Raw genomic sequence first — 25,456 nt, forward strand, 5'->3', positions numbered from 1 at the left:
CCTATCCCGAGCCACGACACATCGTCCCGTTCAACCGGCGCTTGCGTCCGAACCCAGCCGCGCGACGCGGTCATGCAGCGCTGCGGCGATGCGCTGCTCCGGACGCTCGCCCCGGCCCTCCCGCTCCAGCTCGTCCGCCGTCGCCGGCGGACCGAAGCGGACCTCGATCGGCCGGAAACGTGGCACCCAGCTCCCCACCGGCAGCGCCATGTAACTTCCGCCGATCCAGACCGGGACGGCCGGCACGCGCGCCGCCCGGAGCAGCAGACCGATCCCGGTCTCGAACGGCCGGAGCTTTCCGCTTTCGGAACGGCCGCTCTCGGCGAACCACACCAGATTGTTGCCCCGCTTGAGCACCAATACGGCCAGGGCGAGACTGGCTAAAGGACCCCGCCGGGGATCGACAGGCAGCGTGCCGGTCGAACGGCTGGCCTGCCGCATCAACGCGTTCCGAAACATGACCCCGGTATAACCCGCCCAACAGGTTCTCGGGAGCTGGTCCCGCGGCAGGACCGCGGCAATGGCCATGGGGTCGAGATAGCTGACATGGTTCGGCGCCAGAATGAACGGCCCATTCTTCGGCAGGTGCTCCTGTCCTTTGGCCTTGACGTCGAACGCCCGTTCCATCAGCCAGCGGTCGAAGCCGAACAAAAGAACGCCCAGAGCGCTCGACCAGGTTCCCGGCGGCTCGACCCAGGCGCGTTGGTCCGCGCCCACCAAGGCTTCCGGCTGAGACAGCCGGGCCAACGGGTCCTTGACTTCGCCCGCCAGGCCGCCGCCCGCTTCGGCGCCTTCCCGCAACAGATCGCGGACGGTTTGCACGCGGCTGATGGTTTCCTCGTCGAGATCGACCCCGGTGGCCGCGCCCATTTCGAGGGTCAGCGTCAGCCATTCGAGCGAATCCACGCCCAGATCGAGCTGGAGATTCGTATCCGGCATCAGCCGCACGTCGGGAAAGCGCTCGGCCAGCCATTGCCAGATTTGGCGGGCGTTCGGTGCCTCCAGCAATTGCTGGTCTTCGGGCGCCATCCGTTCGAAGGGCAAGGGACCCGTTTCCCCGGCCGCCGCCTTTCCCTTCTGTTTGGCCTTCTCGTAAATTTCGTCGAGCTCATGCCGCCTAAGCTTGCCGAGGTGCGTCCGGGGCAGCGGGTCCGGCGTGATGACGTAATCGCCGATTCGATTGTGCGAGGGCAATCGACCGGACTGCGCCTCGACGTCCTTGCGGATCAGCGCTTCGAGGTCCCCGCCCTCGCGGGTCGCGGCCGGTGCCGGCACGATCAGGGCCACCAGCCGGCCCTTTTTCTCCAGCACGGCGACTTCCTTGATGCGCGGGCCCTGGCCCAGAATCTCCTCGACGTACTCGGGGCGGATGTTTTCGCCGCCGGGCAGCACGATCATTTCCGAGGCGCGCCCGACGAGGCGCAGGTATCCGCCGTCCAAATAGCCGAGATCGCCGGTACGGAAAAAACCGTCGGGGGTGAACGCCTCCCGTGTCTTGTCGGGCAGATTTCGGTAGCCCGAGAAGACGTTGGTGCCTCTGGCCAGCACCTCGCCGTGTTCGGCCGGAGGCTCGGGTTCCGCGATGCGGATTTCGACGCCGGGCAGCGGCGTCCCGGCGGTATCGAGACGGCTCCGGCCGGGCACGTTGAACGTCAGCACCGGCGAGGTTTCGGTCAGGCCGTAACCCGTTGCCATGTCAAAACCCAGGCCGACCAGCTTGAACGCCAGGTCCGGCGCGAGCATCGCGCCGCCGCACAGCATCATGCGCAGATCCGGGGCGAACTGACGGTGCAGCGAAAGGAATAACCCGCGGCCGATGGTAAGGTCCGAATGCCGGCGCAGCGCGCTCGCGAGATCCAGGCCGAGATGAAACAGCTTGTCCGCCAAAATTCCGTGCTGCCGGACTTGGGTTTCGATCGCCCCGAACAGCGCCTCGTACATGCGCGGAACCCCGACCAGGAATGTGGCCTTCCCTTCCCTGAGCGCCCGCAACAGTTCGGGCCCGGTCAGCGACAGCGGAAAGATGAAGGGAACTCCTGCGGCAAGCGGCGTCAGCAAGCCTATGGTGAAGGGATAGACGTGATGCAGAGGCAGCGGCAGCAGAAAGCGTTCCTGTTCTCCGACCACGTGAAGATCGAGTATGGCCTGGAGATTGCTTGCGAGGTTCCGATGGCTGAGCGGCACCCCTTTCGGTGGACCGGTCGTCCCGGAGGTGTAGAAAAGCACGGCGATGTCCTCCGGTGCGGCCGGAGTACCCGGCTTTTCCGCATCGGAGCAATGGCGCCGCCAATCGAACTCGTCACCCCGTTCCGCATCCAGCAGGATCGGACGGAGATCGCGTTTGAGACCTAAGCGATCGAGGCGCTGGAGCTGACGGCGCGTGGTGAACAACCAGCCGACCCCGCTGTCGGCCAGCACGTGCCGGAGGTCCTCGTCGCCCATCTGGGCATCGATCAGAACCGGCACGATCCCCGCCGCGATCGAGCCGAGACAGGCCACCACCCATTCCGGACTATTGGGCGCAAAAAGGCCCACGGCATCGCCCGGCCGCAACCCCGATTCGACTAGCCCGGCCCCCAAGCGCTGCACGGAGCGGGCGAGCTTCCCGTAAGACCAGGTTTCGGTGCGTTTTTTCAGAAACGCCACAATCGCCGGCTTGCCGCCCTGCCCTTCGAGCGCCCGGATCAATTGCTGCAAGGTGTCTATCGCCACGGCTCCGTCCCTCATCGGGCAAACTGCCCGGTAATCCTTAGAAAAACCAGGCCGCGGGTACGTTCCCGTTGCCGTGATTCGAGAAACCTCGGAAAATCGTGCCGGTAGCGACCGTCGACATCTCGGCGCCGGCATGTCCCGACTCTGTTACGCTCGTCTCGAACGTTTCGTGCCGTCATGGAAAGTGGCCCCGCCGAATGCCCGAACGAAGCGGCCGTAAAACAGTCCTAAAGTTGTGGCTTTTTACAGCCAGCGATCGCTCCAGTTCATCCTGAAAGGAATCACGGTGCACGATGAGCCAGTTCAGAAATTCCCAAACCATACCGGATCTGCGCAAGGTGAGAATCAATCCCGACTATTGGTATCCGCTCGCCTGGGCGCATCAAGTCGGAAAAGCCAAGGTTCTCGGAGCCGTATTCGCCGGCCGGCCTATCGCCATCGCCCGGACCCAATCGGGCAAGATATTCGCCTTGGAAGACCGCTGCGCCCATCGCCAGTTTCCGCTTAGCCTGGGGGTTGTCTGCGGCGACCATCTTCAATGCGGATACCACGCCTGGCGATATGACCAACACGGGCGGATCTCGGCGATTCCTTACGCCGGACCCGATACCGTACCGCCGCCCGGCGTTCGCTCCTATCCCTGCCGAGAGGCCTATGGAGCGATCTTCGTGTTTCCGGGCCATCCGGATTTGGCGGACCAGGTTCCGCTGCCCGAGATTGCGCTTCGCGATTCCCCCGATTACAAGCCCATGTGCTTTTCCCGGCAGGTCGATTGTCATTATTCGTTCATGCACGAGAACCTGATGGATATGAATCATCAATTCCTGCATCGGCGGTTGATGGGCAAGATCAGACCGGAGCTGCTCGGCACAGCCAGGGGCGACGGATGGGTCGAAGCGAGGTATCACTTCCATCATCTGGGCGGGCGCCGGCATTCAGGGTCCGATCTTCTCTCGTTCGGCGGCGACCACGCGGAAAAGGAATACGACGTCATGACCATCCGGACCGAGTATCCCTACCAAACCCTAACGATCGCGGGGCGCGACTCCGAATTTCCGAGCGTCGGTTTGTGGTGCGTCTACGTGCCGAAAGACCCGGACCAAAAAACCAATCAAAGCTTCGGCATTCTGATGATCCGGAAACCCCGGATTCCCGGCTTGATTCATGTGCTATGGCCGCTCCTCCGCCATTTTGCGGAAGCGGTGTTCGCCGAGGACCGCATGGCGGTGGAAGCGGAACAGCGGGCTTATGACGAACTGGGGAGAGATCGAAACCAGGAAGTCTATCCCGTCACGCTCGCCGTTCGGGAGTTGCTGATATCCAGGGGAATCGCCCCGAAACCGGATGAATGCGGTTGAGAGGCTGAACCATCGGCGCAGTATCGAATCAAAGCTCGGGCAAAGGCTCGCGGTAGGGTGTTCCCCGGATTTTCGCCCTGATTCCTGCAATCCGCGGTCTTGGCGGAAACCGACATGAGAAGAGGAAACTGGATCCGGACATCCTTGTCCGTTGCGATCACCGTCCCGTGAACGCAGAAGCCGTGCCTTGGCGATCCAGTTATAGCCTTGTCCGTCGACTATTGGGATGCTTTTCCCGGCGAGTTCCGCTGTCCCTTCGCAGCATCCCACAGTCCCAACCGAAACCTTCTTGTTTCGGGCTCACATGCACCGTCTGCATGGAAGTGAAGTTTATTAAACCCGACTCTGACGCTTTCCGATATACGCCCGACTCCGTAGGTAATTGTTCGTAAAGGGATAACCAGGCAGCAACATTCGGTTCGCTTCCGAACGGGATCAGCGCGCGCGGGCATGAACCCAACGCATGATTTCCGGCCACAGGCTGCGGTGGGCCTCCTGCCCTACCAGCATGCCGACGTGCTGGAGCGAAACGCCGACATCCCCGCCATACCAGAGCACCGTGGTATCCCGGCTCCGCACCGCGCGATGGAAAGGCAACACCGCTTGAGGCGGGACGATACGGCAGTTCGGGTCCACGGCGCTGAGAACCGGAGCCTCGACGAGCCGCGGGGCTACTTTATGGCCGTTGATCGAAAGATTCCCCCGCATGAAACGGTCCTCGCGATACAGCCACTCGACGATTTCCTCGAAAAGCGCCGGTGCCATGGACATTTCGTCGCATGCCCAACGCTCCACGGCCAGATAGGTTCGCTGAGCCTGCGGGTCGCCGAGGCTTCGAAACCCGTTCAATAAGCGGCGCCAACCGAAGGTCAAAGGATCCGCGAGGAACGAGCACCCGCTAAGCAGCGAACCGGCCACAGGGGCTACGACCACGGTCAAGTATTGCGCCGGCGGAGCCGTGGCGATCCAGCGGTCGATCAGTCCCACATCCCGCCCGAAATGCAGCGGAGCACCCAAAAGAATCAATCCTTTGACGCACTCCGGATGCAAGGCCGCAAAAAAAGTGGCCAAGGTTCCCCCCAACGAATGCCCGGCCAGGAAAACCGGCCCGTTTCCTCGTTCTTTTCCGATGGCCCTGACACTGTCGAGAATCAGACGGTCGGCATAGTCGGCCAGACCGAAGGATTGGCCGATACGGCCGGGACGCTCCCAGCACACCAGATAAACCGACAGGCCGCTCTCCAGTCCGCGCCGGACCACGCTGGCCCAGGGCACCAGGTCCCAAATGTAGGCGCGCTTGATCGGTGCCGGAACGATCAGCAGGACCGGCCCGGCCTCGGGCTCGGGCTCGGGTTCGGGACCATAGCGTCTGAGCGTGAGACCGGGCGCGGACATCACTGTCCGGAACGGCGTCTCCTCCCGCCCGAAGCCGGTCAGATCGAACCACAGGCCGAGATCGCGGCGGAACCGATCGATCGGTTCGAATAACCACGTGTCCAGATTCGGATAGAACCCCTGACGGGTCGCAAAATCATCCGTCACATCATCGTCCATGGACAACAACCTAAAGAATCGCCCCTTCCCGATATCGACCCGGACACTTCACGAAAACTCCCCGAGATCGGCCGAAATCGTCGGCAGACCCGAAACGAAGTTTTGTGCTTAAATTTGCGGCTGACTCAAGATCCAAATGGGGGGCTCATGGTTCGCTCAACACCGGCCACGGGCGCATAGGAATCTCATCCGTTCATGGAGGGCTTATCGAACAATTAAACCAATAAGAGGAGCACAAGCTCGTGAGCATTGCCAACGTCCCAATCCGTCCGCCGTTACGGGTTCTTAATGACTTTTGCCGCCCCGGCTATAGCGGCCGGATTCTGTCCATATCGAGATTTCCCGGCGGTCGGATCGCGCTGATGTGCTCCGCGCTCACCTTGGTCGCCGGCAATGTCTCGCAAGCGGAGACCTTAGAGACGACTTCGTTCGTGCCGGCAACGCCCGAGGAACAGTTCGGTTACGATTTCGCCAGCTATGTGCCCGTTATGCGGCCGGTGGAAGGCACGGCGGACGTCTTCTCTCCCGCCGGCCTGAACCAGTTGCACATGTGGTCGGTAGACGTCGAGGCGTTCCAGTCGTTCGCCGAGAGCGCGGGAATCGCCCCGGAAGTGGGCCTGTCGCCCATGCAGTTCATCCGTCCGGATGGCTCCATCGTTTCCTTCGACAGCGCTCAATCGATGAGCGACTACATCAACACCTACGATGCCCTCGCGGCAAATTTGGGAAACGTCCCGAGCAATGGCGCGCTGTACCGGTTTTCCTCGTTTGATGCCATACGTTCGCAGATCACCGGGAACAGCGTGAGCTACAACGGCGCGGTGGATTCGCTGTTCTGCGGCAGCACCGGACTGGGCGGCAGCTACGATTCGGCCCTGGCGATTTATCACTGTCTGTTCGGCGCGGCGCAAGGCGCCCTGCCCGCCGCGCAGCAGATCAATCAGCTGAATTTCGTGGATTTCCAGTTCAACCGTCCGACGTCCGAAATGGCCCGCAGCCTCAACCTGATGCGCGGAATGCGTATGGCGCAACAAAAAGCCGATGAAGAGATTCAGGGCACGAACGGCGGGGCGAGCGGCGACCAGTATCTGATGCTGGGCAACCTCGGACTGTTCTTTTCCGCCGGCGGAAGCTTCGGCGACGTCAACACGCGCCAATCCTTGCCCGGCTATGCCATCAATCGACGCACGGTAACCGTCGGTCCCGATTACCAGGTGACCGATTGGCTACGGACGGGCCTGCTGTTCAACTATGTCAGCACCAGTTCGGACTTGGTTCAGGGGCTAGGCACTTTTAGGGCCGATAGCTTCCGGTTTACGCCATTCCTGACCTTCGTCCCCTTCGAGAACGCCTATGTCGACTTGACCATCGGCTATGCCCTTCACGACAACCGGTCGGAACGCCGGTCGTTCGGCGTGAACTACGAGGCGAACTACACCGGCGACGAGTACAGCGCCGCATTGGGGGCGGGATATAACTTCAATTGGGGCGGCTTGAGCGTCATCCCGTACGTCCAGGCGGCGGGGATTTCGACCGAAATCAACCGGTTCCGCGAACGAAGCGACAGCGGCGTCGGAATCACCATGGGGAAGCAATATCGGGATTCGGTAACCACCACCGTGGGAACCGAGCTCAACTACGTCTGGAGCACCCCGTATGGCGTGGTTCTGCCCCGCGTTTTCGGAGAGTGGGTCCACGAATACCGCAACAGCAGTCAAGCTATCACGAACACCCTCGGGCGCGGCGGGTTCGCGACGTCATTCGTGACGCCCGATCCCATACGCAATTGGGCCAACGTGGGCTTTGGCGCACAGTTTGTGATGCCCAACTCGGTTTCGGCATTCGTGAACTACACCAGCCTGATCATCAGCGGCGCCACCAACCATACCCTGGAAGGCGGCGTAAGATGGGACTTTTGATGGTATAAGTAAATTCACGGCGTTCTCCGCGATACGGAGTAGATGCTGCGGCCTCGAATCTAAAATCTAAATCAGGCAGACCCAGCCAAGGATGGTTTCTATGCGATTACGACCAGAAGTTTGGCTCGTTATGCTGCTTTCCGCGCTCTTCATCAGCGATGGCCTGGTCTATGTCTTCTTTTTCGCGGATCTGGCCATTCCCGGTACACCGGAGACGAGCCAAACGCTAACCCCGAAAGCCAGCGCGACTCCGCAGGAAATCGGCTCCTACGACGTATTGGGCCGAACCGTCGGCAAAGCCGAGGCGGCCAGACTCCTGCAGACGGCCGACGGAAAACGCAACCTCGCGCCGGCGAATGGAGCCGTGGAGATCACCCGTGAGTTGTTGGAGCTCGGGCGTCGGGCCTTCTACGAGGAGACTTACGGCAACGAAGTCTTCTTGACGGATGTCGTCGGCGTCATCGACGGGCCAATCAACCTGTGGAAACTGGCAAAGGCCACGATGGCGCTGGGCGGAGAGCCGACCACCAACCTCCAGGTTCAGCTGGACCGCGACGTAACGATCGGAGGGCGGACCTTCAGGCGGGGCACGTGGGTCAATACCGGCCTGGATGTGCCGGCGGGCGGACTCATTCCGCTCGGCATGCGGGTTTTTCTGCAGCAGGGACAGATCCGGGTCGGCATGACCTGCGCCGCGTGTCACGCGACGGTCGATCCATCCACCGGCGCCATCATCGAAGGCGCGCCGAATGCGGATGTGAATCCCGGCTTGTTACTGGCTTTCGCCACCAATTCGGCCGCCTTCTTTCGCCAGACCGACGTCAACCCGATGCGCCTGCCCCCCGGCGATCATATTTATCTCAAGACCGACGACCGAAACGCCCGTCTGCCCGACCCGCGGGCGGTCGAGGACGCCGTGGACGCTGCCCTGCTGGCATGGCCGCCCGGCAACTTCGATTCCACCGGCGATCTTCAAAACAATCCGACTCAGATTCCGACATCCTACACCTTCGGCGCCTGGCCCTACGGTTGGAGCGGTTTCGCCTCGACCGGCTGGTTCCATGGGCTGACCACGCTGAACGCCAATGTCCACGGCACCAATTCGGACATGACCACCGGCGCGGATTCTAGCGAGTCCTTGCTGGGCATCGACAAGGAAACCTATCTGGGTGTCATCCTGCAACGCTCCGCGAACGAGGACTTCCGATTGTCCGAAGGCGAACAGCCCTCGCTGTTCTTCAAGCGCATCGATCCGACGCCGGGAACGCCCGGAATGAATCAGGCCGTTACCATGCCGGGCTATCCGAAAGGCTCGATTTTCATTTTGGACGGTCTGATGCCCAACACGCCGGGAATGCCCGTGGCCGCTCAACTCAACGGCATGTCGGCCTGGCAGAACACCTTGTCGCCGCCGCCCAGTCCATCCGACGATAAGGAGGCGATACGGCGCGGCGCACGACTATTTTCGAAGGCTGGCTGTATCAACTGCCATAGCGCTCCAAACTTCACCAACAATCGCGTCCTTCCTCAGCCGACCCTCGGCACGCACCCGTCGCGCGCCAAGGCGCTGGCCGCATTCTGGTGGAGCTTCGTACCGCCAAAGACCTATCCCGCCGACGTGCCGGTGCCCCTGCCGCCGAATCCCGAGATGCTGCCCGTGCCGACCGATATCACTCCGGAGGAAGATCAGCGATTGGCCTATGCCCAGGGCAATCCCGCCGGCGGTTATAAAGTGCCCAAGCTCGTCGGCCTTCGGGTCAGCGCGCCTTATCTGCACGACGGCGGCGTCGCCGCGGGACCCGAGGCATTTCGCCGCGAGGGCGACCGCATGGTCGTCGCCAAGACCGACCAACTCGGCATGAGCTTTCTCTTTCGCGGTATGGCCCCAGACCCTCGCAATAGTTTGCGGGCGTTGCTCGACCGGGATTTGCGCGCATCTGTCGTCGCGGCCAACCGAGCCGATCCGCGCCTCCCAAAAGCCAATGTGGACGGCAGCGGCCATGAGGTTTGGGTGGATAAAGAAGGCGGCTATACCCTGCGAGACCAGGACGACCTGATGGCGTTTCTGCTCTCGCTGGACGACGAGCCGGCCGTGCTGCCCTAACGAGCGTTGGAGCGCTTTTTCACCGCAGTAGCACACCACGCTTTTTGTAGGCCGCGCTTCGCGTGCAAATCGGCTCCAGGCCGATTGGTCCGGCACATTATCCCGGTTCTATTTGGCCTCGCGTCCAATTTCTTACACTTAGAGCGGCTGTCGGATTGGTTTACGGCTTGTGGGAGCGGGCTTTAGCCCGCGATCGAGCGATTATCGCGGGCTAAAGCCCGCTCCCACACTAAGCACATTCAGGGAAGTCTTGCGGCATAGGCAACCTGCACGACAACCATGCCAATCTAGCCAATCTGTCGAGATTCCGCAAATATTTGCGGAATGTACTTAGAGCATTTTCATATCTACTGTACGGGCACTCGCGCGTAGGTCGGGAATCCTTTCCCGACGCCATGCTCCGGCCGAGCGTCTTCGTCGGCAAGGGATTGCCGACCTACGACCGTGCATCCCCCCGTAGGTCGGGAATCCTTTCCCGACGCCACGTCCCGGCCGAGCGTCTTCGTCGGAAGGGTCGCGACTAAAGCGACCGTTTGCGATTGGGAAAGGATTGCCGACCTACGAATGCTTGAATCCATTCACCCGAGCCGAAGGCGCCAACGACGTCCGCCAAGCTGGTTTTGCCGTACGAGCGCGATGAAAACGCTCTAAGGCCATTTGCAATCAATCCCTACATACGAATGGAAACTGCTCTAAACCCAAAGCGGTCCGGAAGCCGCATCGAGTGGTCTACCCGAACGTACTTGCGCCACGATGGGCAAGCAGCCCGGATGAAACATGGCTGAACCCGGCGGATCGAGGCCACCAATCCCGAATTCGGCAATGGCCTACTAGCCCGAACCAGCTATCGGAACTCTTTCAGCTCCTGCTCAAGGGCGCTTGAAAGCGATGCCTTCCGGTGCCGTGCCGACTTTGATGGTCTTGGTGATACGATCCTTCGTGGCGTCGATCACGGAGATCGTGTTATTTCCCGTATTGGTCAAGAGCAGCAGTTTTCCATCGGCCGCAAAGCCGATGCCATGGGTGCCGGCATTCGGCGCAATCGCGACGGTCTTGACGATCGCATTGTTGGCCAGGTCGATCTTCTGCACGGTGCCGGCGCCGTCGTTGGCCACGTAAGCATGTTTCTGATCGGGCGTTACCGTCACCTGCACCGGCCCCGCATCCGTGGGGATACGGGTAATGACCTGGAGACTGTTGCCGTCGATAACGGCAACATGGTTGGCGGCATGACAGGCGATATAAACGCGCTGAGTGTCCTTGGCGAAACCGGCCCCCAAAGGGCCGAGCCCGACCGGTATGGTGCCCATTACGTTCCGGTTGGTCCTGTCGATAACCGACACGTCGCCGCTGCCGAAATTGCTGACAAACACCCGGTCGCCCGCTATGAGCGCGAAGTGCGGCATGCGGCCGACCTTGATGGTGGCCAGCGGAGCATAGGTTCCGGGATCGATCACCGCGACGGCGTCATCGAACTCGGTGGTGACGTAAGCTTCCTTGCCGTCGGAACTGATGAAGGTGTGGCGAGGGCCGTTACCGACCCGGAATGTCCGGCTCACTTGATCCGTAGCCGTGTCGATGATGGAAACCGTACCGTCGTTATTATTGGTAACCCAGGCCGTTTTTTGATCCGGGCTCAAAAAAACATTGTGGTCATGGACACCGACCTTGACCGTCCGAATCGTTTTGCCGGTGTTCAAATCAACGACCCCAACTTCACCCCCGAACCAGGCGGTAGCGTAAACTTTGCCGCCGGCCGCCTTGGATTCGGCCGCGCTCAACACGTTAACGACTCCTAGGACATAGCACAGCACGATGCCGAGAACTTGGGAATGCTTCATATCGATCTCCTCTCCTAGTTCATATGTGGGAATCGGCAGCCGTCATTTCGGGCCGCTCATGCCTTCATGCGGGGTTTGACCGCAGCTCACTCAAAAGATAATGAAACGGGAGATATTCATTCTTAGGGGCTAGGTTTCATGATCTGATCCGCCAAGCCGGAATTTTTATCCGTTGTTTCTCAATCGGAGGAAGAGAGGAAACGGCGGAAGATAAAAGCGTCGATTCGTAATACTTCACAATGCCGTCGTAGAGACTGAAGCCATAGACCAACGCATCGCCCAGCATATCGAGGGCGTCGGCGAGGAGAGCGACCGAGCCGGCGATCAGGCCGGAAACAAGTTCGACGATGAACATCATCGCGTTCAGAGCCAAGACGATCCGGAGGGTCTTGGCTTGGCGCCCGCGGAGTAGCTCAAGCGCACCGGCTTTTTCAGTGCAGCATGCGTCCATCGTTTAAGCGATGCCTAATCCTAACCTAGGAGACTTCGACGGCTTACCGGGCCGGAAAGCTTCATGGCCCTTGGTCCGGCACTTGGTATTTGACATCCTTGTGCCAGCGCCAAATCAAGTAAACGGCCGGGATGACGAACAGTGTGAGCAGCATGGCGGAACCGACGCCGCCGATCATGGGGGCTGCCAGACGCTTCATCACATCCGCACCGGTACCGCTGGCCAGCATGACGGGAATGAGCCCTATGATGTTGGCGCCCCCGGCCATAGCCATGGGGCGGATGCGTTCCACCGCCCCGGAAAATACCGTCTCCGTGAGATCCTCGAGGGACTTCAGTCGACCCGCTGCCTGGCGCCGTTTGACCGCCTCGTCGAGATAAGCCAGCATCACCGCGCTGGTCTCGGCGGCAACGCCCGCCAGGGCGATCAGCCCCACCCAGACCGCGATGCTCATGTTGTAGCCGAGCAAGGCCAGGTACCAGATTCCGCCAACCAAGGACAAAGGGACGCCCAGCATGACCATGAGGGTCTTTGTGACGGAGCGGAAGGTGAAGTAATACAGCACGAAGATGATGGCGATAGTCAAGGGAATGAAAAGCTTGAGCCGTTCCTTGACGCGCGCCATGAATTCGTACTGCCCCGACCAGGTGAGGGTATAGCCGGGCGGCAGCTCGATGTTCTCCGCCACGCGCCGTTTGAGCTCCTCAACATAACCGCCCACGTCCCGTTCGGCCATATCCACGTAGACGTAGCCCGACAGCATGCCGTCCTCGTCCCGGATCATGGCCGGACCGCTGACCATGCGCAGGGAGGCCAGCTGCGCCAGCGGCACTTGGGCGCCGCTGGGCGTATCGACCAGCACCCGCCTTAGCTTGTCCGGGTCGTCCCGAAGCTCCCGGAGATAACGTACGTTAATGGGATAGCGCTCCCGGCCTTCGATGGTGATGTCGATGTTCTCCCCGCCGATGGCCGATTCAATGTATCGGTTCACGTCCATCACGGAAAGACCGTAGCGGGCGATCTCCTCGCGATTGATGGCGAAATCCAGGAAATAACCGCCGGAAACCCGTTCGGCATAGACGCTTCGGGTACCCGGCACCTCTTTCGCGATCATTTCGATCGATTTGCCGATCGCCTCGATTCGGTTCAGGTCGGGGCCGAAGATCTTGATCCCCACCGGCGTGCGCACGCCGGTGGTCAGCATGTCGACGCGTGCCTTGATCGGCATGGTCCAGGCATTGGTGACGCCCGGAAACTGCAGGGTCCGATCCATCTCATCGACCAGACGGTCATAAGTGATTCCCGGCCGCCACTCTTCTTTGGGCTTGAGTTCGACGATCACCTCCATCATGGAAAACGGCGCCGGGTCGGTGGAGGTTTCGGCGCGCCCGGCTTTGCCGAACACGTGCGCCACCTCGGGGAAGCCCATGAGCTTCCGGTCCATTTGCTGCAGGAGCTTGCCGGCTTCCGTCACCGAAATGCCGGGCAAGGTGGTGGGCATGTACAGGATGGTGCCCTCATAGAGGGGGGGCATGAACTCCGAGCCCATCCGCTGATAGACCGGAATGATGCTGACGACGAGCAAAACGGACAAGACCATGAGGGGCACGCGGTAGTGCAGCGCGAGCCTGAGCAGCGGCGCATAGGCCCGCTGCAAAAGACGGCTCACCGGATGGCGCGCCTCGGGCCGGATGCGCCCCCGGATCAGGAGCGACAGCAGGGCCGGAATCAAGGTCACCGCCAGCACCGCGCTCATGGCGATGGACAGGTTCTTGGTCCAGGCCAATGGTTTGAACAGCCGGCCTTCCTGGGCCTCCAGGGTGAACACCGGCATGAACGCCACGGCAATGACCAGGAGCGATGCGAAAATCGCGGGGCCCACTTCCTTGGCGGAATCGATGAGCACCCGCTCTCGGCTGCCCCGTCGACCGCCCCGGTCCCATTCCTCCAGGCGCTTATGGGCGTTGTCGACCATCACGATGGCGGCGTCCACCATATCGCCGATGGCGACGATGATGCCGCCGATGGACATGATGTTCAGGCCGAGCCCCATAAAATAAATGGGGATGAAGGCGATAAGCACAGCGAGCGGCAGGGTGATGATGGGGATCAGGGCCGAGCGGAAGTGAAGCAGGAAGCCTGCGATCAGGACGCTGACGACGATCAGTTCCTCGATCAGATTCTCGGTGGCCGTGGCGATGGACTGCCGGATCAGGTCGCTGCGGTCGTAAACCGTCACGATCTTGACGCCCGGTGGCAGCGAAGGCTCGATTTGCTCGAGTTTCGCCTTGATGCGGTCGATGACCTTGGGGGCGTCTTCGCCGTAGCGCATGATCACGACGCCGCCCACCACTTCGCCCCGACCGTCGAGTTCCACCAGACCCCGCCGCATGTCCGGCCCGAGCGTCACCGTCGCGACATCCCGCAGCAAGATCGGTGTTCCGCCGGGATTCACCCCCACCGCGATACTCTCGATATCCGCAACGGATTTAATATAGCCGCGGCCGCGCACCATGTATTCGGCGCCGGAAAGTTCCACCACCCGACCGCCCACGTCCAAATTGCTCATCCGCACCTTGTCCACAATGTCCGATACCGATAGCCGGTAACCCAGCAGTTTGGTCGGATCCAGGTTGATCTGGTATTGGCGCACGAATCCGCCCACGCTCGCCACCTCCGCCACCCCGTCCACGCTGGCCAGCCAATACCGGAGATACCAGTCCTGGAAGGAGCGTAAACTCGCGAGGTCCTGCTGTCCGGTCTCGTCGACGAGGGCGTACTGAAATACCCAGCCCACCGCCGTGGCGTCCGGCCCAAGCTGAGGCGTCACCCCCTCGGGCAACCGTCCGGCCAACTGGCTCATGTATTCCAGGACGCGCGAACGGGCCCAATAAATGTCGGTGCCGTCCTTGAACAGCACGTAAACGTAGGAATAGCCGAAGTCCGAAAAGCCGCGCACTACGGTGACATTGGGCGCCGAGATCAAGGCGGTTACGATGGGATAGGTAATCTGGTCTTCCACCAGGTCCGGCGAACGTCCCGGCCATTTGGCATAGACGATGACTTGGGTATCGGACAGGTCCGGCAGGGCATCGATCGGGGTGTTCTTTAAACTCCAAAAACCCGCCGAGGCCAGGCCGAACACCAGCAGGAACACGATGAAGCGGTTTTTGGCGCAGAACTCGATGATGTTTTCGACCATGGAAATCCCCCCTAGCCCCCCTTTTTCAAAGGGGGGTGAGTTCGGTTCTCTTTACCAACAATCATCCCGCGATCAACAGGAGATAAGCTTTTGTTCCCTGATGGGTCAACCGGGGCGAGTTGCTTTTCCCCCCTCGATCAATAGGGGCGAACTTTTGTTCCCCCCTTTGAAAAAGGGGGGCTAGGGGGGATTTCCACGAATCCGCTCCATAACTTCCCGATGGATCGCCTCCAGCACGGCATCCAATTCCAGCAATACCTGAAGATCGTTAAAGCGCAACACCTTGAGTCCGAGTCCGTTGAGATAGGCATCTCGGTGCGCATCCTTGTTTCGATAGTCAACGCCCAGATGCTGGGCACCATCCACTTCGATGACCAACCCGGCTTTGGACGAGTAAAAGTCGACGATGAAGTTTCCAATGGGTTTTTGCCGGTAGAACTGCGCATTCCCAATCTGCTTTCCGCGCAGATATCTCCACAGTTTTTGCTCGGCATCGGTCATGCCCTTACGCAAGCGGCGAGAGTACTGTTTCAGCCCGGAGTTGTATGTGAGCATATTTCGATTTCCCTTGGACTTATGGTATGTGCCTCAATGTTTCATGCCGGCCATGCCGCCTACGGCGGCTTTCAACTGGCTTTCCGAATCGATCAGAAAGTTCGCCGAGGTAACGACGTGGTCGCCCGGCTCGATGCCTTCGGTGATCTCGACCCATTCCGCGCCTCGCACCCCCGTTGCCACGTTGCGCCATTCGAGCTTGCCGCCGCCATGGTGGATGAAGATGATTTTCCGCTCCCCGGTTTCGAGCACCGCATCTTTCGGCACCGCGAGCCGCATGCCTAACGGGATGTTCAGCTCGACGTTGGCGTACATGTCCGGCTTGAGCCGTTCCTCGGGATTGGCCAGCGTGAAGCGGACTTTGGCGGTGCGCGTCTGCGGATCAAGGGTGGGATAAATGAAGTCGACGCGTGCTTCGAAATGGGTTTTGGGATCGTACGAAAGCGTCACATCGGCAGTCTGCCCGACCTTGATCAAAGGCAGTTCGTATTCGTAAATGTCGCCCAGAATCCAGATCGAGGTCAGGTCGGCGATGGTATACAGAGGCTCGCCCGGTTTGACGTACATCCCGGCCACGGCCTTGCGCTCGATGACGGTGCCCGAAATCGGCGCGTGGATGGGCAGGGTCTTGAGCACTGCGCCGGTGCGCTCGAGATCCTCGATGTGGTCTTCGGTGATGTCCCACAGAGCCAAGCGCCGGCGCGTCACCTCCAGCAAGGACCGGGCGCCCTGCGCCACTTCCGGGAATTCGCTCGTTCCGAGGTCTCGGACGCTTTGCAGAGCGAGCAGGTATTCCTGCTGGGTGGCGACCAGATCAGGGCTGTACAAAGTGAACAATATTTGGCCCTGCTTGACGCGATCCCCGGTGGCGCTCACGTACAGCCGATCGATCCAGCCTTCGATCTTGATGTTGACGTTGGCGAGTTTGCGCTCGTCGATCTCGACCCGGCCCACAGTCCGGATCGTTCGGGTCAGAGGCCGCTGTTCCGCAATCTCGAACCGGACCCCGATCTCCTGTAGCCGTTCCGGGCTGATGGTCATGGTGTTGGTGCCACCCGGGACCGCGACGGGCGGTGCAGCTTCTTTTCCGCCCGGAGCCGCCCCGTGGCCGGCGTGGGCCGCTGGCGGCGGGGTAGCGGGTGCGGGCCCCTCGTTTCCGCACCCCACAAGCAGCAACGAAGTAATCAGTCCTACCGCCCACAGCGTTCTAGATCGCCGCGGGTGCCATCCGTTTATCATGGCGCACATCCTTGTGCGCCACCCTCCGGGCGCACTGCCGTGCGTGCAAAACGCCAAGTCCTGCCGTTTTGTCATGGTCTTTCTCCGATAATCTCCTCGAGCCGGGCCAGCGCTTTTTCGTGTTCGGTCATCTCGCCGTGCAGTTCGATCTCGTTTTCCTGCAAGGTCAAGAGACTGTTGAGCAAGGTCAAAAAATCCACCTTGCCGACGGCGTAGCTCGCCTGCGCCGAGGCCAGGGTCAGGCGCGCTTGCGGAATGAGGGCCTCCGCCAGCAGTTTGACCAATTCTTCCGCCCTCTGTGCGCGAGCGAGGTTGTCCTGCACCCGGGCCGAAAGCGCTTGTTTTACCGCCCACCAGTCCTGCAGGGCGGCCTCCCGTCTCGCCACCGCCTCCTTCACGCCGTAACGTTGTTTGGTGGCGTAATACAGCGGTACCCGGACACCCAGCATCACTTGATAGCCGTCTCGCCGCATCGTTTCGTTGCGAAGACCCAGCGCGCTCAGCTCGAAATCGGGGAAATACTCGCGTTTCGCCAAAGCGATGGCATTTTCGCTCCGTTCGATGTCTTTCATTTGCGCCCGCAGCAGCGGTGCCGCCTGCTCGATCAGAGCCTGGATTTCTACCGGGTTGTGTTCAAGGGGCGTGACCCGGATCTCCTGAGGCACGCCCAAAGGGCGGGTGGGCGGATACCGGAGAATTTGATTGATCTCTGCCCGTAGTGATATGCCCTGCTGTTCCAGAATAGCCAGACGCTGCAGCACCCGCGAGATTTCGGTCTGGGCGCGGAACACGTCCTGCTGCGTCCCTTGTCCCACCATGTAGCGGGCTTTCGCGGTTTTCTCGAAGTTTTGCAGCAAACCGAGGTTCTTCCGCACGACTTCGAGGGATTTGTGCACCAGATGCAGGTTGTAGAAGGCTTCCTTGAGTTGCGCCACCACATTCAGTTGCACCGCCAGGTATTCCTGTTCGATCCGATCGGCTTCGCTCGCGGCCACCTCGCCCCTGAGGCCGAGCTTGCCGGGAAAGGGAATTTCCTGGCTGACCCCATACATCGCTTCCCGCTCGACGACCTCCCGATAGCCCAGATTGATCTTGGGGTCGGGCAAGGTCCGGACTTGCGGGATCACCGCTCGGGCGGCCTCGAAACGCTGCCGCGCGGACTGGATGTCCGGATTGTTCTCCAGGGTTTCTTGAACGAGGCGTTCCAAGTCCAGGCGAGGTTCTGCCTGTTCTCCGGCGGCCGCTAGGCTCCAAAGTGCGACCGCCAAGAGGATGCCAAAACGGCATCGGCTTCTATTGGGTTTCAGCATGAACCTCTCCTGGGATGCGATTGAATGATCGTCAGAGCCGTGACACCGGATTTTGAAGAAACGCTCAAACGGACTGAACTCATGGCGTGTCCTCTTCGGCCTTTGGTTTCGGAATCACGGTGCAGAATCCCTGCGGTTCTACACCTAAGGCCGCATTGAACTTGCTCGACAAGTTTTGAAAGGCGATCAGAGCAGTCAATTCGACGATCGCATCGTCATCGAAATGGCGGCGCAGTTGCTCGAAGTGCTTCGACGCGGGGTGGCGGCCCGAGTCGGTCACGGCCTCCGCGTAAGCCAGCGCGGCCTTTTCCCGCTCGCTGAACAAAGGACTCGTGTCGAAATCGGCAATCGGCGCCAGCTTTTCCGGATCGAGTCCACGCCGGAGGACGAGAAAAAAGTTGAGATCGACGCAAAAATGACAGCCGTTGATCAGGGAGACACGGACCGTGATGAGCGAGCGTAGTGTCGATTCGATCGACGAGGTGCGGCGGTCGAGCGCACCATAGAGCAGCGCCAGGGCGGCAAAGACTTTGGGCATTCGTGCCCACAGGCGCGCGGATTCGAGCACGCCGCCATAGCGGCGCTTCTGGTTCCAAAAGAAAAGCCGCACATACCATGGAAACCGATAATCAGATGGAGTGGCGATGATCGGCATGATGTTTTCCCATTAAATCACCGGGGCGGGATGATTATTCCCATCCGGGGGCTGGATGTGAACGGTTAACCTCGATCAGGTTAAGGGACATGGGTAGAGACTTCCATGTCCCCGAACCGATGGGCGTTACCTGGCTCCGCCCGCCATCCGTCGATGGTCTTCCGCCATGTCTCGATTGGCCTCGGCAGCCCGCTCGTAAATATCAATCAGCCGCTTGCAATGAGCTTCGAAACTGCCTCCTTTATACTCCCGAGGGTAGTCATGAGGATCTTTCAGGAACTGCGCGAGGATTTGCCTATGCTCCTCGGCCTTCTGTTCCATCTCCCTGGCGACCGCCTCGTAATGATCGGCCAAGGCTTGATGATCGGCGGAAGTCTTGGCGCTTTGAAGCGCCACGGACATGTCCATCGGGTGAGGGCTCCTTTCGGCGCAGGAAACCAATAGTCCGAACAAGGCTAAAACAGCAATTACGATTTTGGTTCTCATGGTTTTTTTCCTTTCAAAGGTTTTCGATTACCAAACTGCGAAGTATTTCGAACAAAATTGGCGCTATTTCCGGCCGCACCTCCTTGCCTCAACGGGTGTTTTTTCGACGGATAAACCTTTGACTTGCGCGTAAATCGCCGGAATCACGATCAGGGTCAATAAAGTGGACGACACCATTCCGCCCACCATGGGCGCGGCGATGCGGCGCATGATTTCGGAGCCCGTGCCCGAGCCCCACATGATGGGTAAGAGTCCCCCCATGATGGCGACGACCGTCATCACCTTCGGCCTGACCCGTTCTACCGCCCCTTCCATGATCGCGGCGTGAAGGTCGGAGGAACTGAATCGTTCGCCGGCCGCCGCTCGTCGTTCCTTCAGCTTGTTCAGCGCCTGATCCAGATAAATCAGCATGACCACCCCGGTTTCCGCCGCGACGCCGGCCAAGGCGATGAAGCCGATCGCGACCGCCACGCTGAGGTTATAGCCCAACCAGTGCATCAGCCAGATGCCGCCCACCAGCGAAAACGGCAGCGACAGGAGGACGATGACCGTCTCCGTTACGCGCTTGAAGTTGAGATACAGCAGCACCACGATGATCAAAAGCGTCATCGGCACCACGATGCGGAGCTTGGCCTTGGCCCGTTCCATGTACTCGAACTGGCCGCTCCAGGTGAGGTAATAGCCGGGCGGGAATTTCACCCGCTCGCGCACGGCCCGTCGGGCGGCGTCCACATAACCGCCGATATCGCGTCCACGGAGATCCACGTAGACGTAGGCGGACAGCAAGGCGTTTTCGGTACGGATGGACGCGGGCCCTTTGGTCAAGCCGATGCGCGCCACTTGCCCCAAGGGAATCATGGCGCCGGACGGCGTCGGGACCAGCACCTGGGTGGAGATGGCCTCGGGCGAGTCGCGGAATTCCCTGGGATAACGCACGACCACGCCGTAGCGCTCCCGTCCTTCCACCGTGGTCGTGACCGTCTCGCCCCCCAGCGCGGACGCGACCACGTCCTGTAAGGCGCCGATGCTCAATCCGTAGCGCGGCAGAGCCAGGCGATTCGGCTCGATGATCAGGTAATAGCCGCCGGTGATCCGTTCCGCATAGGCGCTGGTCGTGCCGGGGACGGTTCTGACGACCGATTCGATTTCGGTCGCGAGCCGTTCGATTTCTGTCAGATCATTACCGAACACTTTGATGCCGATGGGCGTTCGGATGCCGGTGGACAGCATGTCGATGCGGTTCTTGATGGGCATGGTCCAGGCGATGGTAACGCCGGGCATCTGGGTGGCACGGTCCATTTCGGCGATCAGCTTTTCGGTGGTCATGCCCGGCCGCCACCGGTCCTCCGGCTTGAGGTTGACGACGGTTTCGAACATCTCGAGCGGAGCCGGGTCGGTGGCGGTGGCGGCGCGGCCGGCCTTCCCGAACACCGACTCGACTTCGGGAAAGGTCTTGAGGATACGGTTGTGAATCTGCATGATCTCCGCCGCCTTCGTCACCGAAAGCCCCGGAAGACTCATGGGCATGAACAGCAGCGTGCCTTCGTTCAAGGTGGGCATGAATTCGCTGCCGAGCTTGGACAGCGGGTAAGCCGTCACCGCTAGAACCAGCAGGGCAAAAGCGATGGTCAACTTCTTCCCGCGCAGCACGAAGGCGATGACGGGGCGGTACAGCCAGATCAGCGCCCGGCTGACGGGGTTCTTGTGCTCCGGCACGATCCGCCCCCGGATGAACAGGAGCATCAGCACCGGCACCATAGTCACCGACAACAGCGCCGACCCCGCCATGGCGAAGGTCTTGGTGTAGGCCAGCGGCTTGAACAAGCGGCCCTCCTGGTCTTCCAGCGCGAACACCGGCAGGAAGGAGACGGTGATGATCAAGAGGCTGAAGAACAGGGCGGGGCCGACCTCACGGGCCGCCCTGGTCATGATGGCGAGCCGGTTTTCATGAGGCTCCGCCCGTTCCAGATGCTTGTGGGCGTTTTCGATCATCACGATGGCGGCGTCCACCATGGCGCCGATGGCGATGGCGATGCCGCCGAGGCTCATGATATTGGAGTTGATGCCTAGAAGATGCATGACGATGAAGGCGATCAGCACCCCGATCGGCAGCATGATGATGGCCACCAGGGCGCTTCGAATATGGAGCAGGAAGACGATGCAGACTGCGGCCACGACGAGGGTTTCTTCGACGAGCTTTTCGCGCAGATTGGCTATGGCCCTCAAAATCAAACCCGAGCGGTCGTAAACCGCTTCGACCGAGACGCCCTCGGGCAGGCCGCTGCTGATTTCGGCCAGTTTCTCCTTGACGTTCCGGATCACGTCCAGCGCATTCTGGCCGTAGCGGGCCATGGCGATGCCGGAAACCGCCTCGCCTTCGCCGTTCAGTTCGGTGAGCCCGCGCCGCTCGTCCGGCCCCAGTTCCACCCGAGCCACGTCCCTGAGCAGCACCGGCGTACCGTTTTCGGCCTTGAGCACCAGTTTCTCCAGATCGCCGATGCCTCGTAGATACCCTTTGCCGCGTACCATGTATTCGGTTTCGCTCATTTCGACGACCCGCCCGCCGACATCACGGTTGCTCGCCCGGATCGTCTCGCTGACCGTGCTCAATGGAATTCCGTAAGCCTGGAGCCGGCGCGGATCGACGACGACCTGGTACTGCCGGACGAAGCCGCCGACGCTGGCGACTTCCGCCACGCCGTGCGCCTTGGCGAGCTGATAGCGGATGAACCAGTCCTGGAGACTGCGGAGTTCCGCCAAAGTGTGCCGGGCGCCTTGCACGACATATTGGTAAACCCAGCCGACGCCGGTGGCGTCGGGTCCCAGTGTGGGCGTCAGGCCCATCGGCAGCCGCTTGGCGGCAAAGTTCAGATATTCCAGAACCCGCGAGCGCGCCCAATAAATGTCGGTACCGTCTTCGAAAATGATGTAGACGAACGATGCGCCGAAGAACGAGAAACCGCGCACGACCTTGGAGCGGGGCACGCTCAGCATGGCGGTGGTCAAGGGATAAGTGACCTGATCCTCCACCACTTGCGGGGCCTGGCCGGGATATTCGGTGTAAACGATGACTTGTGCGTCGGAGAGATCGGGCAGCGCGTCGAGCGGGGTCTTCACCACGGAATAAATGCCGGCGAAGACGGCGAACACCGTCGCCAGCAGCACCAGAAAGACGTTGCGCGCCGACCATTCGATGATTCGTGCCAGCATCACATTCCCCCATGATCGGCGTGATTACCCGGCGCCGGCGGCTCCGGAGCGCCGAAGCTGTCCAAGGCCGATTTCAGGTTACTTTCGGCGTCGATCAGGAAATTGGCGCTGATCACCACGTTTTCGCCGGCCTTCAGGCCTTCCAAGACTTCCACCCACTCATCGCCTCGCGTACCCAGCCGGACCACCAGGCGAGGCTCGAAACGGCCCTCGCCGCGATCCACCAGAACCCGAGGGCGCTTGCCCCCTTCCAGCACCGAGGACTCTGGAATGGCCAAGGCTGGCCGGACGGTGCCGGCCAACTCGACATGGGCGTACATCATGGGCTTCAGGAGCCCTTTAGGATTGGGCAGCTCGATCCGAACACGGGCCGTCCGGGTTTCGGGATTCAGGGTCGGATAGACGAAAGTCACCTTGCCGTCGAAGGTTCGGCCCGGATAGGCGTCGAGTCCGACCCGGACGGCCTGCCCGCTCGATATCAGACCGAGCTCCTGCTCGAAGACCTCGGCGATGATCCAGACCGAGGACAAATCGGCGATTTTGAACAAGGTGTCGCCTGCCATCGCTCGCATGCCGGCAATGGCCATTTTTTCCATGACAACGCCGGATACCGGCGAGCGGATGACCAGATTGCGCCGGACGATCTCCTCTCGTTCCAACTGCCGGATTTCGGCCTCCGAGACGCCCCAGTAACGCAGCCGCTCCAGGCTGCTTTGCACCAGACTTTCCATCTCGGCTTGAGTGTGCGGCGCGGCGTTTTTCAGCGCGGATCGGCTGTTTTTGGCGATCAGGTAGTCGTTCTGCGCGGATACCAGATCGGGGCTGTACAGTTCGAACAGCGGCTGCCCTTTCTTAACCGATTGGCCGGTGGCGTTGACGTGGAGCTTTTCGATGTAAGCGTCGAACTTGAGCGCCATCGTGTGGAGCCGCCGTTCGTCCGCCTCGATGAGACCGACCGCGCGGACGGTGCGGACCAGATCCCGCTGCTCCACCGCTGCCGTCCGGACGCCGAGCTTCTGGACCTTGTCGGGACTGATTTTGACGATATTGGCTTCGCCGGGTGTTTCTTCGTCGGCGTAGACGGGAATGTAATCCATCCCCATGGAATCTTTTTTCGGCACGGGCGAGGTATCGGGAAGCCCCATCGGGTTCCGGTAATGAAGGATTCTGCGTTTCTTGGGCGTTTCGGCGCTCGGATGCGGTTCCGCTTGCCCGGTTTCCGGTGCCTGATCCTCGTAGACCGGAACGTAATCCATACCCATTTCGTCCTTCGCCGGGACCGGCGAGGTAACCGAGGGATTCATGGGGTGGCGGTAATACAGGACTTTTTTCTCGGCGGGAGTCGACGGCTCCGAGCCCTCGCGGAACCCGGCCAGCCAATAGCCCGAAGCCAGGCCGACGATCAGCGCCGCCAATATCAAAAACACGGCCGATCGGTTCATAAGGCCTCCTTGCCGGCCGCGGCGGAAAGCCTGGCCAAAGCCTGCTGCGCCTGGGCGTAAGCTTGCCAGGCCTGGATTTCGGCGTTGCGGAGATTGGCCGTGGCGCGGAGCAGATCGGCCATGGCGGCCTTGCCGACCTCGAAGTTCGCTCTCAAGGATGCGACGGTCTGCTCGGCCAAGGGGACGATTTCGTGGCGCAGCAAGGCGTGGTGGTCCTTGGCGCGCCGGTAATCGGACAGCGTCGCAGCGATGTCCGCCTGAACCTTTCTGAATGCGTCCTGCAGCGCATATTTTTCGCGCAGCCATTCGCTTTGCTGCTGATCCACCGCCTTCGCCTGCTTACGTCCGGCATAGACGGGAAGATTGAGGCTGACTCCGAAGCGAACGAAATCGCTGCGGTTCTCGCCGTTGGGGGCGCGATCGCGAAAAGCATAGCCGGCGCTGAAGGTGAGGTCTGGATAATAGTCTTTCTTCGCCAGCTCCACTCGGCTTTGAGCGGCGTCGACGCTGCGCCGTTTTTGATTCAGCAGCGGCCGCCCCTGTTCCGCGGCTTCGTCCAGCTGCTCCTCGGCGAGCATCTCCGGAAGCTCGTCAGGCTGGTCGTAGGCCAAACCGAAGAAGGTCGTCGGCGGGCGGTCGAGCAAGGCATTGAGGCGGGCCACTTCGCGGTGGTGCATGGCGGTGTGAATCAGCCGCTCCTCGCCCAATTTGGACAGTTCCAGTTGCGCCTGGAGCACATCCTGTTGGAGGGCTTCGCCGACCCGGTAACGCGCCTGAACGGCTCGGATCACGTCACGCAGAGTGGTTTCGGTTTCGGTGAGAATTTGCAGCGTCCGCTCCAGGTAAAACAGTTGCCACCAGCGGAGTTTCACGTCCCGCACCAATCGCAGACGGGCTTCTTCGACCGTTTGCGTGGCAGCCTCTGCCTCGAATCCGGCCGCCTGTTCCTTGAGCGCCAGCTTGCCCGGAAACGGAACGGTCTGGCTGAGGCCCACATCCACCATGGTCATGAAGTCCTCCCGGACATCGAAGCTGTCGGCGGGAAGGTTCAGCATTTCGACGCTCAAGGTGGGGTCCGGCAGACTGCCGGCCTGCGACGGAACCGTCGCCATCGCTTCGGCGCGGGCGTTGATTTCGGCGAGGCTCGGATTATTGGCGAGCGCCTGAGAAATAGCCGCATCGAGGCTTAGCGAGGCCGTTTTTTCCTGCCCCCCAGGGGACGATGAAAAATAACCTAGGCCAATCAGTATCAGAATGAAGGCAAAAGGCCGGCGATGCAGCCGATGCATTTTGCGTAAGCGGAGCACAGTAGTTCTCCCTTGACGAAGTTCAGGTCCCTGAATCCCAAGATTCAGGCCATACCGAAAACCCCGGCCCCGTGCGATGTCACGGCTCCGGAGTTTTCCACAGCGTCGCTA

Annotated in this window: 16 protein-coding genes; 3 read left to right on the forward strand and 13 right to left on the reverse strand. The window is 60.8% G+C overall.

Going from position 1 to position 25,456, the window contains the following annotated elements; all coding sequences use genetic code 11:
- Nucleotides 1-30: 30 nt before the first annotated feature.
- Nucleotides 31-2,727, reverse strand: a complete 2,697-nt coding sequence (locus B2A78_RS16505) for an AMP-binding protein (RefSeq protein ID WP_168175460.1) — start codon at nt 2,725-2,727, stop codon at nt 31-33.
- A 278-nt stretch (nt 2,728-3,005) separates the two neighbouring features.
- Here B2A78_RS16505 and B2A78_RS16510 point away from each other — a divergent pair, with 278 nt between their 5' ends.
- Entirely contained in the window at nt 3,006-4,070 is a 1,065-nt protein-coding gene (locus B2A78_RS16510) for an aromatic ring-hydroxylating dioxygenase subunit alpha (RefSeq protein ID WP_077731111.1), read from the forward strand.
- Nucleotides 4,071-4,505: 435 nt separating this feature from the next.
- Here B2A78_RS16510 and B2A78_RS16515 read toward each other — a convergent pair whose 3' ends face one another.
- Entirely contained in the window at nt 4,506-5,624 is a 1,119-nt protein-coding gene (locus B2A78_RS16515) for an alpha/beta fold hydrolase (RefSeq protein ID WP_077731112.1), read from the reverse strand.
- Nucleotides 5,625-5,866: 242 nt separating this feature from the next.
- Between B2A78_RS16515 and B2A78_RS16520 the strand changes: the two genes are divergently transcribed.
- Both B2A78_RS16520 and B2A78_RS16525 read left to right on the forward strand, forming a co-directional pair.
- Nucleotides 5,867-7,543: an autotransporter outer membrane beta-barrel domain-containing protein gene (locus B2A78_RS16520; protein WP_143735200.1), complete on the forward strand. Its 1,677-nt coding sequence runs from the start codon at nt 5,867-5,869 to the stop codon at nt 7,541-7,543.
- Nucleotides 7,544-7,643: 100 nt separating this feature from the next.
- The gene (locus tag B2A78_RS16525; RefSeq protein WP_077731114.1) at nt 7,644-9,647 is read left to right on the forward strand and encodes a hypothetical protein; all 2,004 of its coding nucleotides are present in this window, start codon (nt 7,644-7,646) and stop codon (nt 9,645-9,647) included.
- Between the two features lie 869 nt (nt 9,648-10,516).
- On the opposite strand, the gene B2A78_RS16530 is transcribed toward B2A78_RS16525, so the two are convergent.
- From B2A78_RS16530 to B2A78_RS16580, 11 genes are all read right to left on the reverse strand, one after another.
- Nucleotides 10,517-11,488, reverse strand: coding sequence for a beta-propeller fold lactonase family protein (locus B2A78_RS16530; protein ID WP_077731115.1), 972 nt, complete (start codon nt 11,486-11,488; stop codon nt 10,517-10,519).
- Nucleotides 11,489-11,624: 136 nt separating this feature from the next.
- On the reverse strand, nt 11,625-11,861 hold the full coding sequence (locus tag B2A78_RS16535) for a cation transporter (RefSeq protein WP_205780810.1): 237 nt from the start codon (nt 11,859-11,861) through the stop codon (nt 11,625-11,627).
- Nucleotides 11,862-12,000: 139 nt separating this feature from the next.
- Nucleotides 12,001-15,141, reverse strand: a complete 3,141-nt coding sequence (locus B2A78_RS16540) for a CusA/CzcA family heavy metal efflux RND transporter (protein ID WP_077731117.1) — start codon at nt 15,139-15,141, stop codon at nt 12,001-12,003.
- A 180-nt stretch (nt 15,142-15,321) separates the two neighbouring features.
- Entirely contained in the window at nt 15,322-15,696 is a 375-nt protein-coding gene (locus B2A78_RS16545; RefSeq protein WP_077731118.1) for an endonuclease domain-containing protein, read from the reverse strand.
- A gap of 33 nt (nt 15,697-15,729) precedes the next feature.
- Nucleotides 15,730-16,935 carry an efflux RND transporter periplasmic adaptor subunit gene (locus B2A78_RS16550; protein WP_240502567.1) on the reverse strand — a complete coding sequence of 402 codons (1,206 nt, stop codon included), beginning with the start codon at nt 16,933-16,935 and terminating at the stop codon, nt 15,730-15,732.
- 71 nt (nt 16,936-17,006) lie between these two features.
- Entirely contained in the window at nt 17,007-18,245 is a 1,239-nt protein-coding gene (locus B2A78_RS16555) for a TolC family protein (RefSeq protein ID WP_077731120.1), read from the reverse strand.
- A 79-nt stretch (nt 18,246-18,324) separates the two neighbouring features.
- Nucleotides 18,325-18,900, reverse strand: a complete 576-nt coding sequence (locus tag B2A78_RS16560) for a carboxymuconolactone decarboxylase family protein (RefSeq protein WP_077731121.1) — start codon at nt 18,898-18,900, stop codon at nt 18,325-18,327.
- A 126-nt stretch (nt 18,901-19,026) separates the two neighbouring features.
- Nucleotides 19,027-19,386, reverse strand: a complete 360-nt coding sequence (locus tag B2A78_RS16565; protein ID WP_077731122.1) for a hypothetical protein — start codon at nt 19,384-19,386, stop codon at nt 19,027-19,029.
- Between the two features lie 63 nt (nt 19,387-19,449).
- A complete protein-coding gene (locus B2A78_RS16570) occupies nt 19,450-22,596 on the reverse strand; it encodes an efflux RND transporter permease subunit (RefSeq protein ID WP_077731123.1) in 3,147 nt (1,048 codons plus the stop codon).
- Complete coding sequence (locus B2A78_RS16575) at nt 22,596-24,038, reverse strand: efflux RND transporter periplasmic adaptor subunit (RefSeq protein WP_077731124.1); 1,443 nt, start codon at nt 24,036-24,038, stop codon at nt 22,596-22,598. Before B2A78_RS16575 ends, B2A78_RS16570 begins: the two co-directional genes overlap by 1 nt.
- Nucleotides 24,035-25,345, reverse strand: coding sequence for a TolC family protein (locus tag B2A78_RS16580; RefSeq protein WP_143735201.1), 1,311 nt, complete (start codon nt 25,343-25,345; stop codon nt 24,035-24,037). The genes B2A78_RS16575 and B2A78_RS16580 overlap by 4 nt, the downstream gene beginning before the upstream one ends.
- Between the last annotated feature and the right edge of the window lie 111 nt (nt 25,346-25,456).

It is taken from the genome of Methylocaldum sp. 14B (genome assembly GCF_002005105.1).
Taxonomy (GTDB): Bacteria; Pseudomonadota; Gammaproteobacteria; order Methylococcales; family Methylococcaceae; genus Methylocaldum.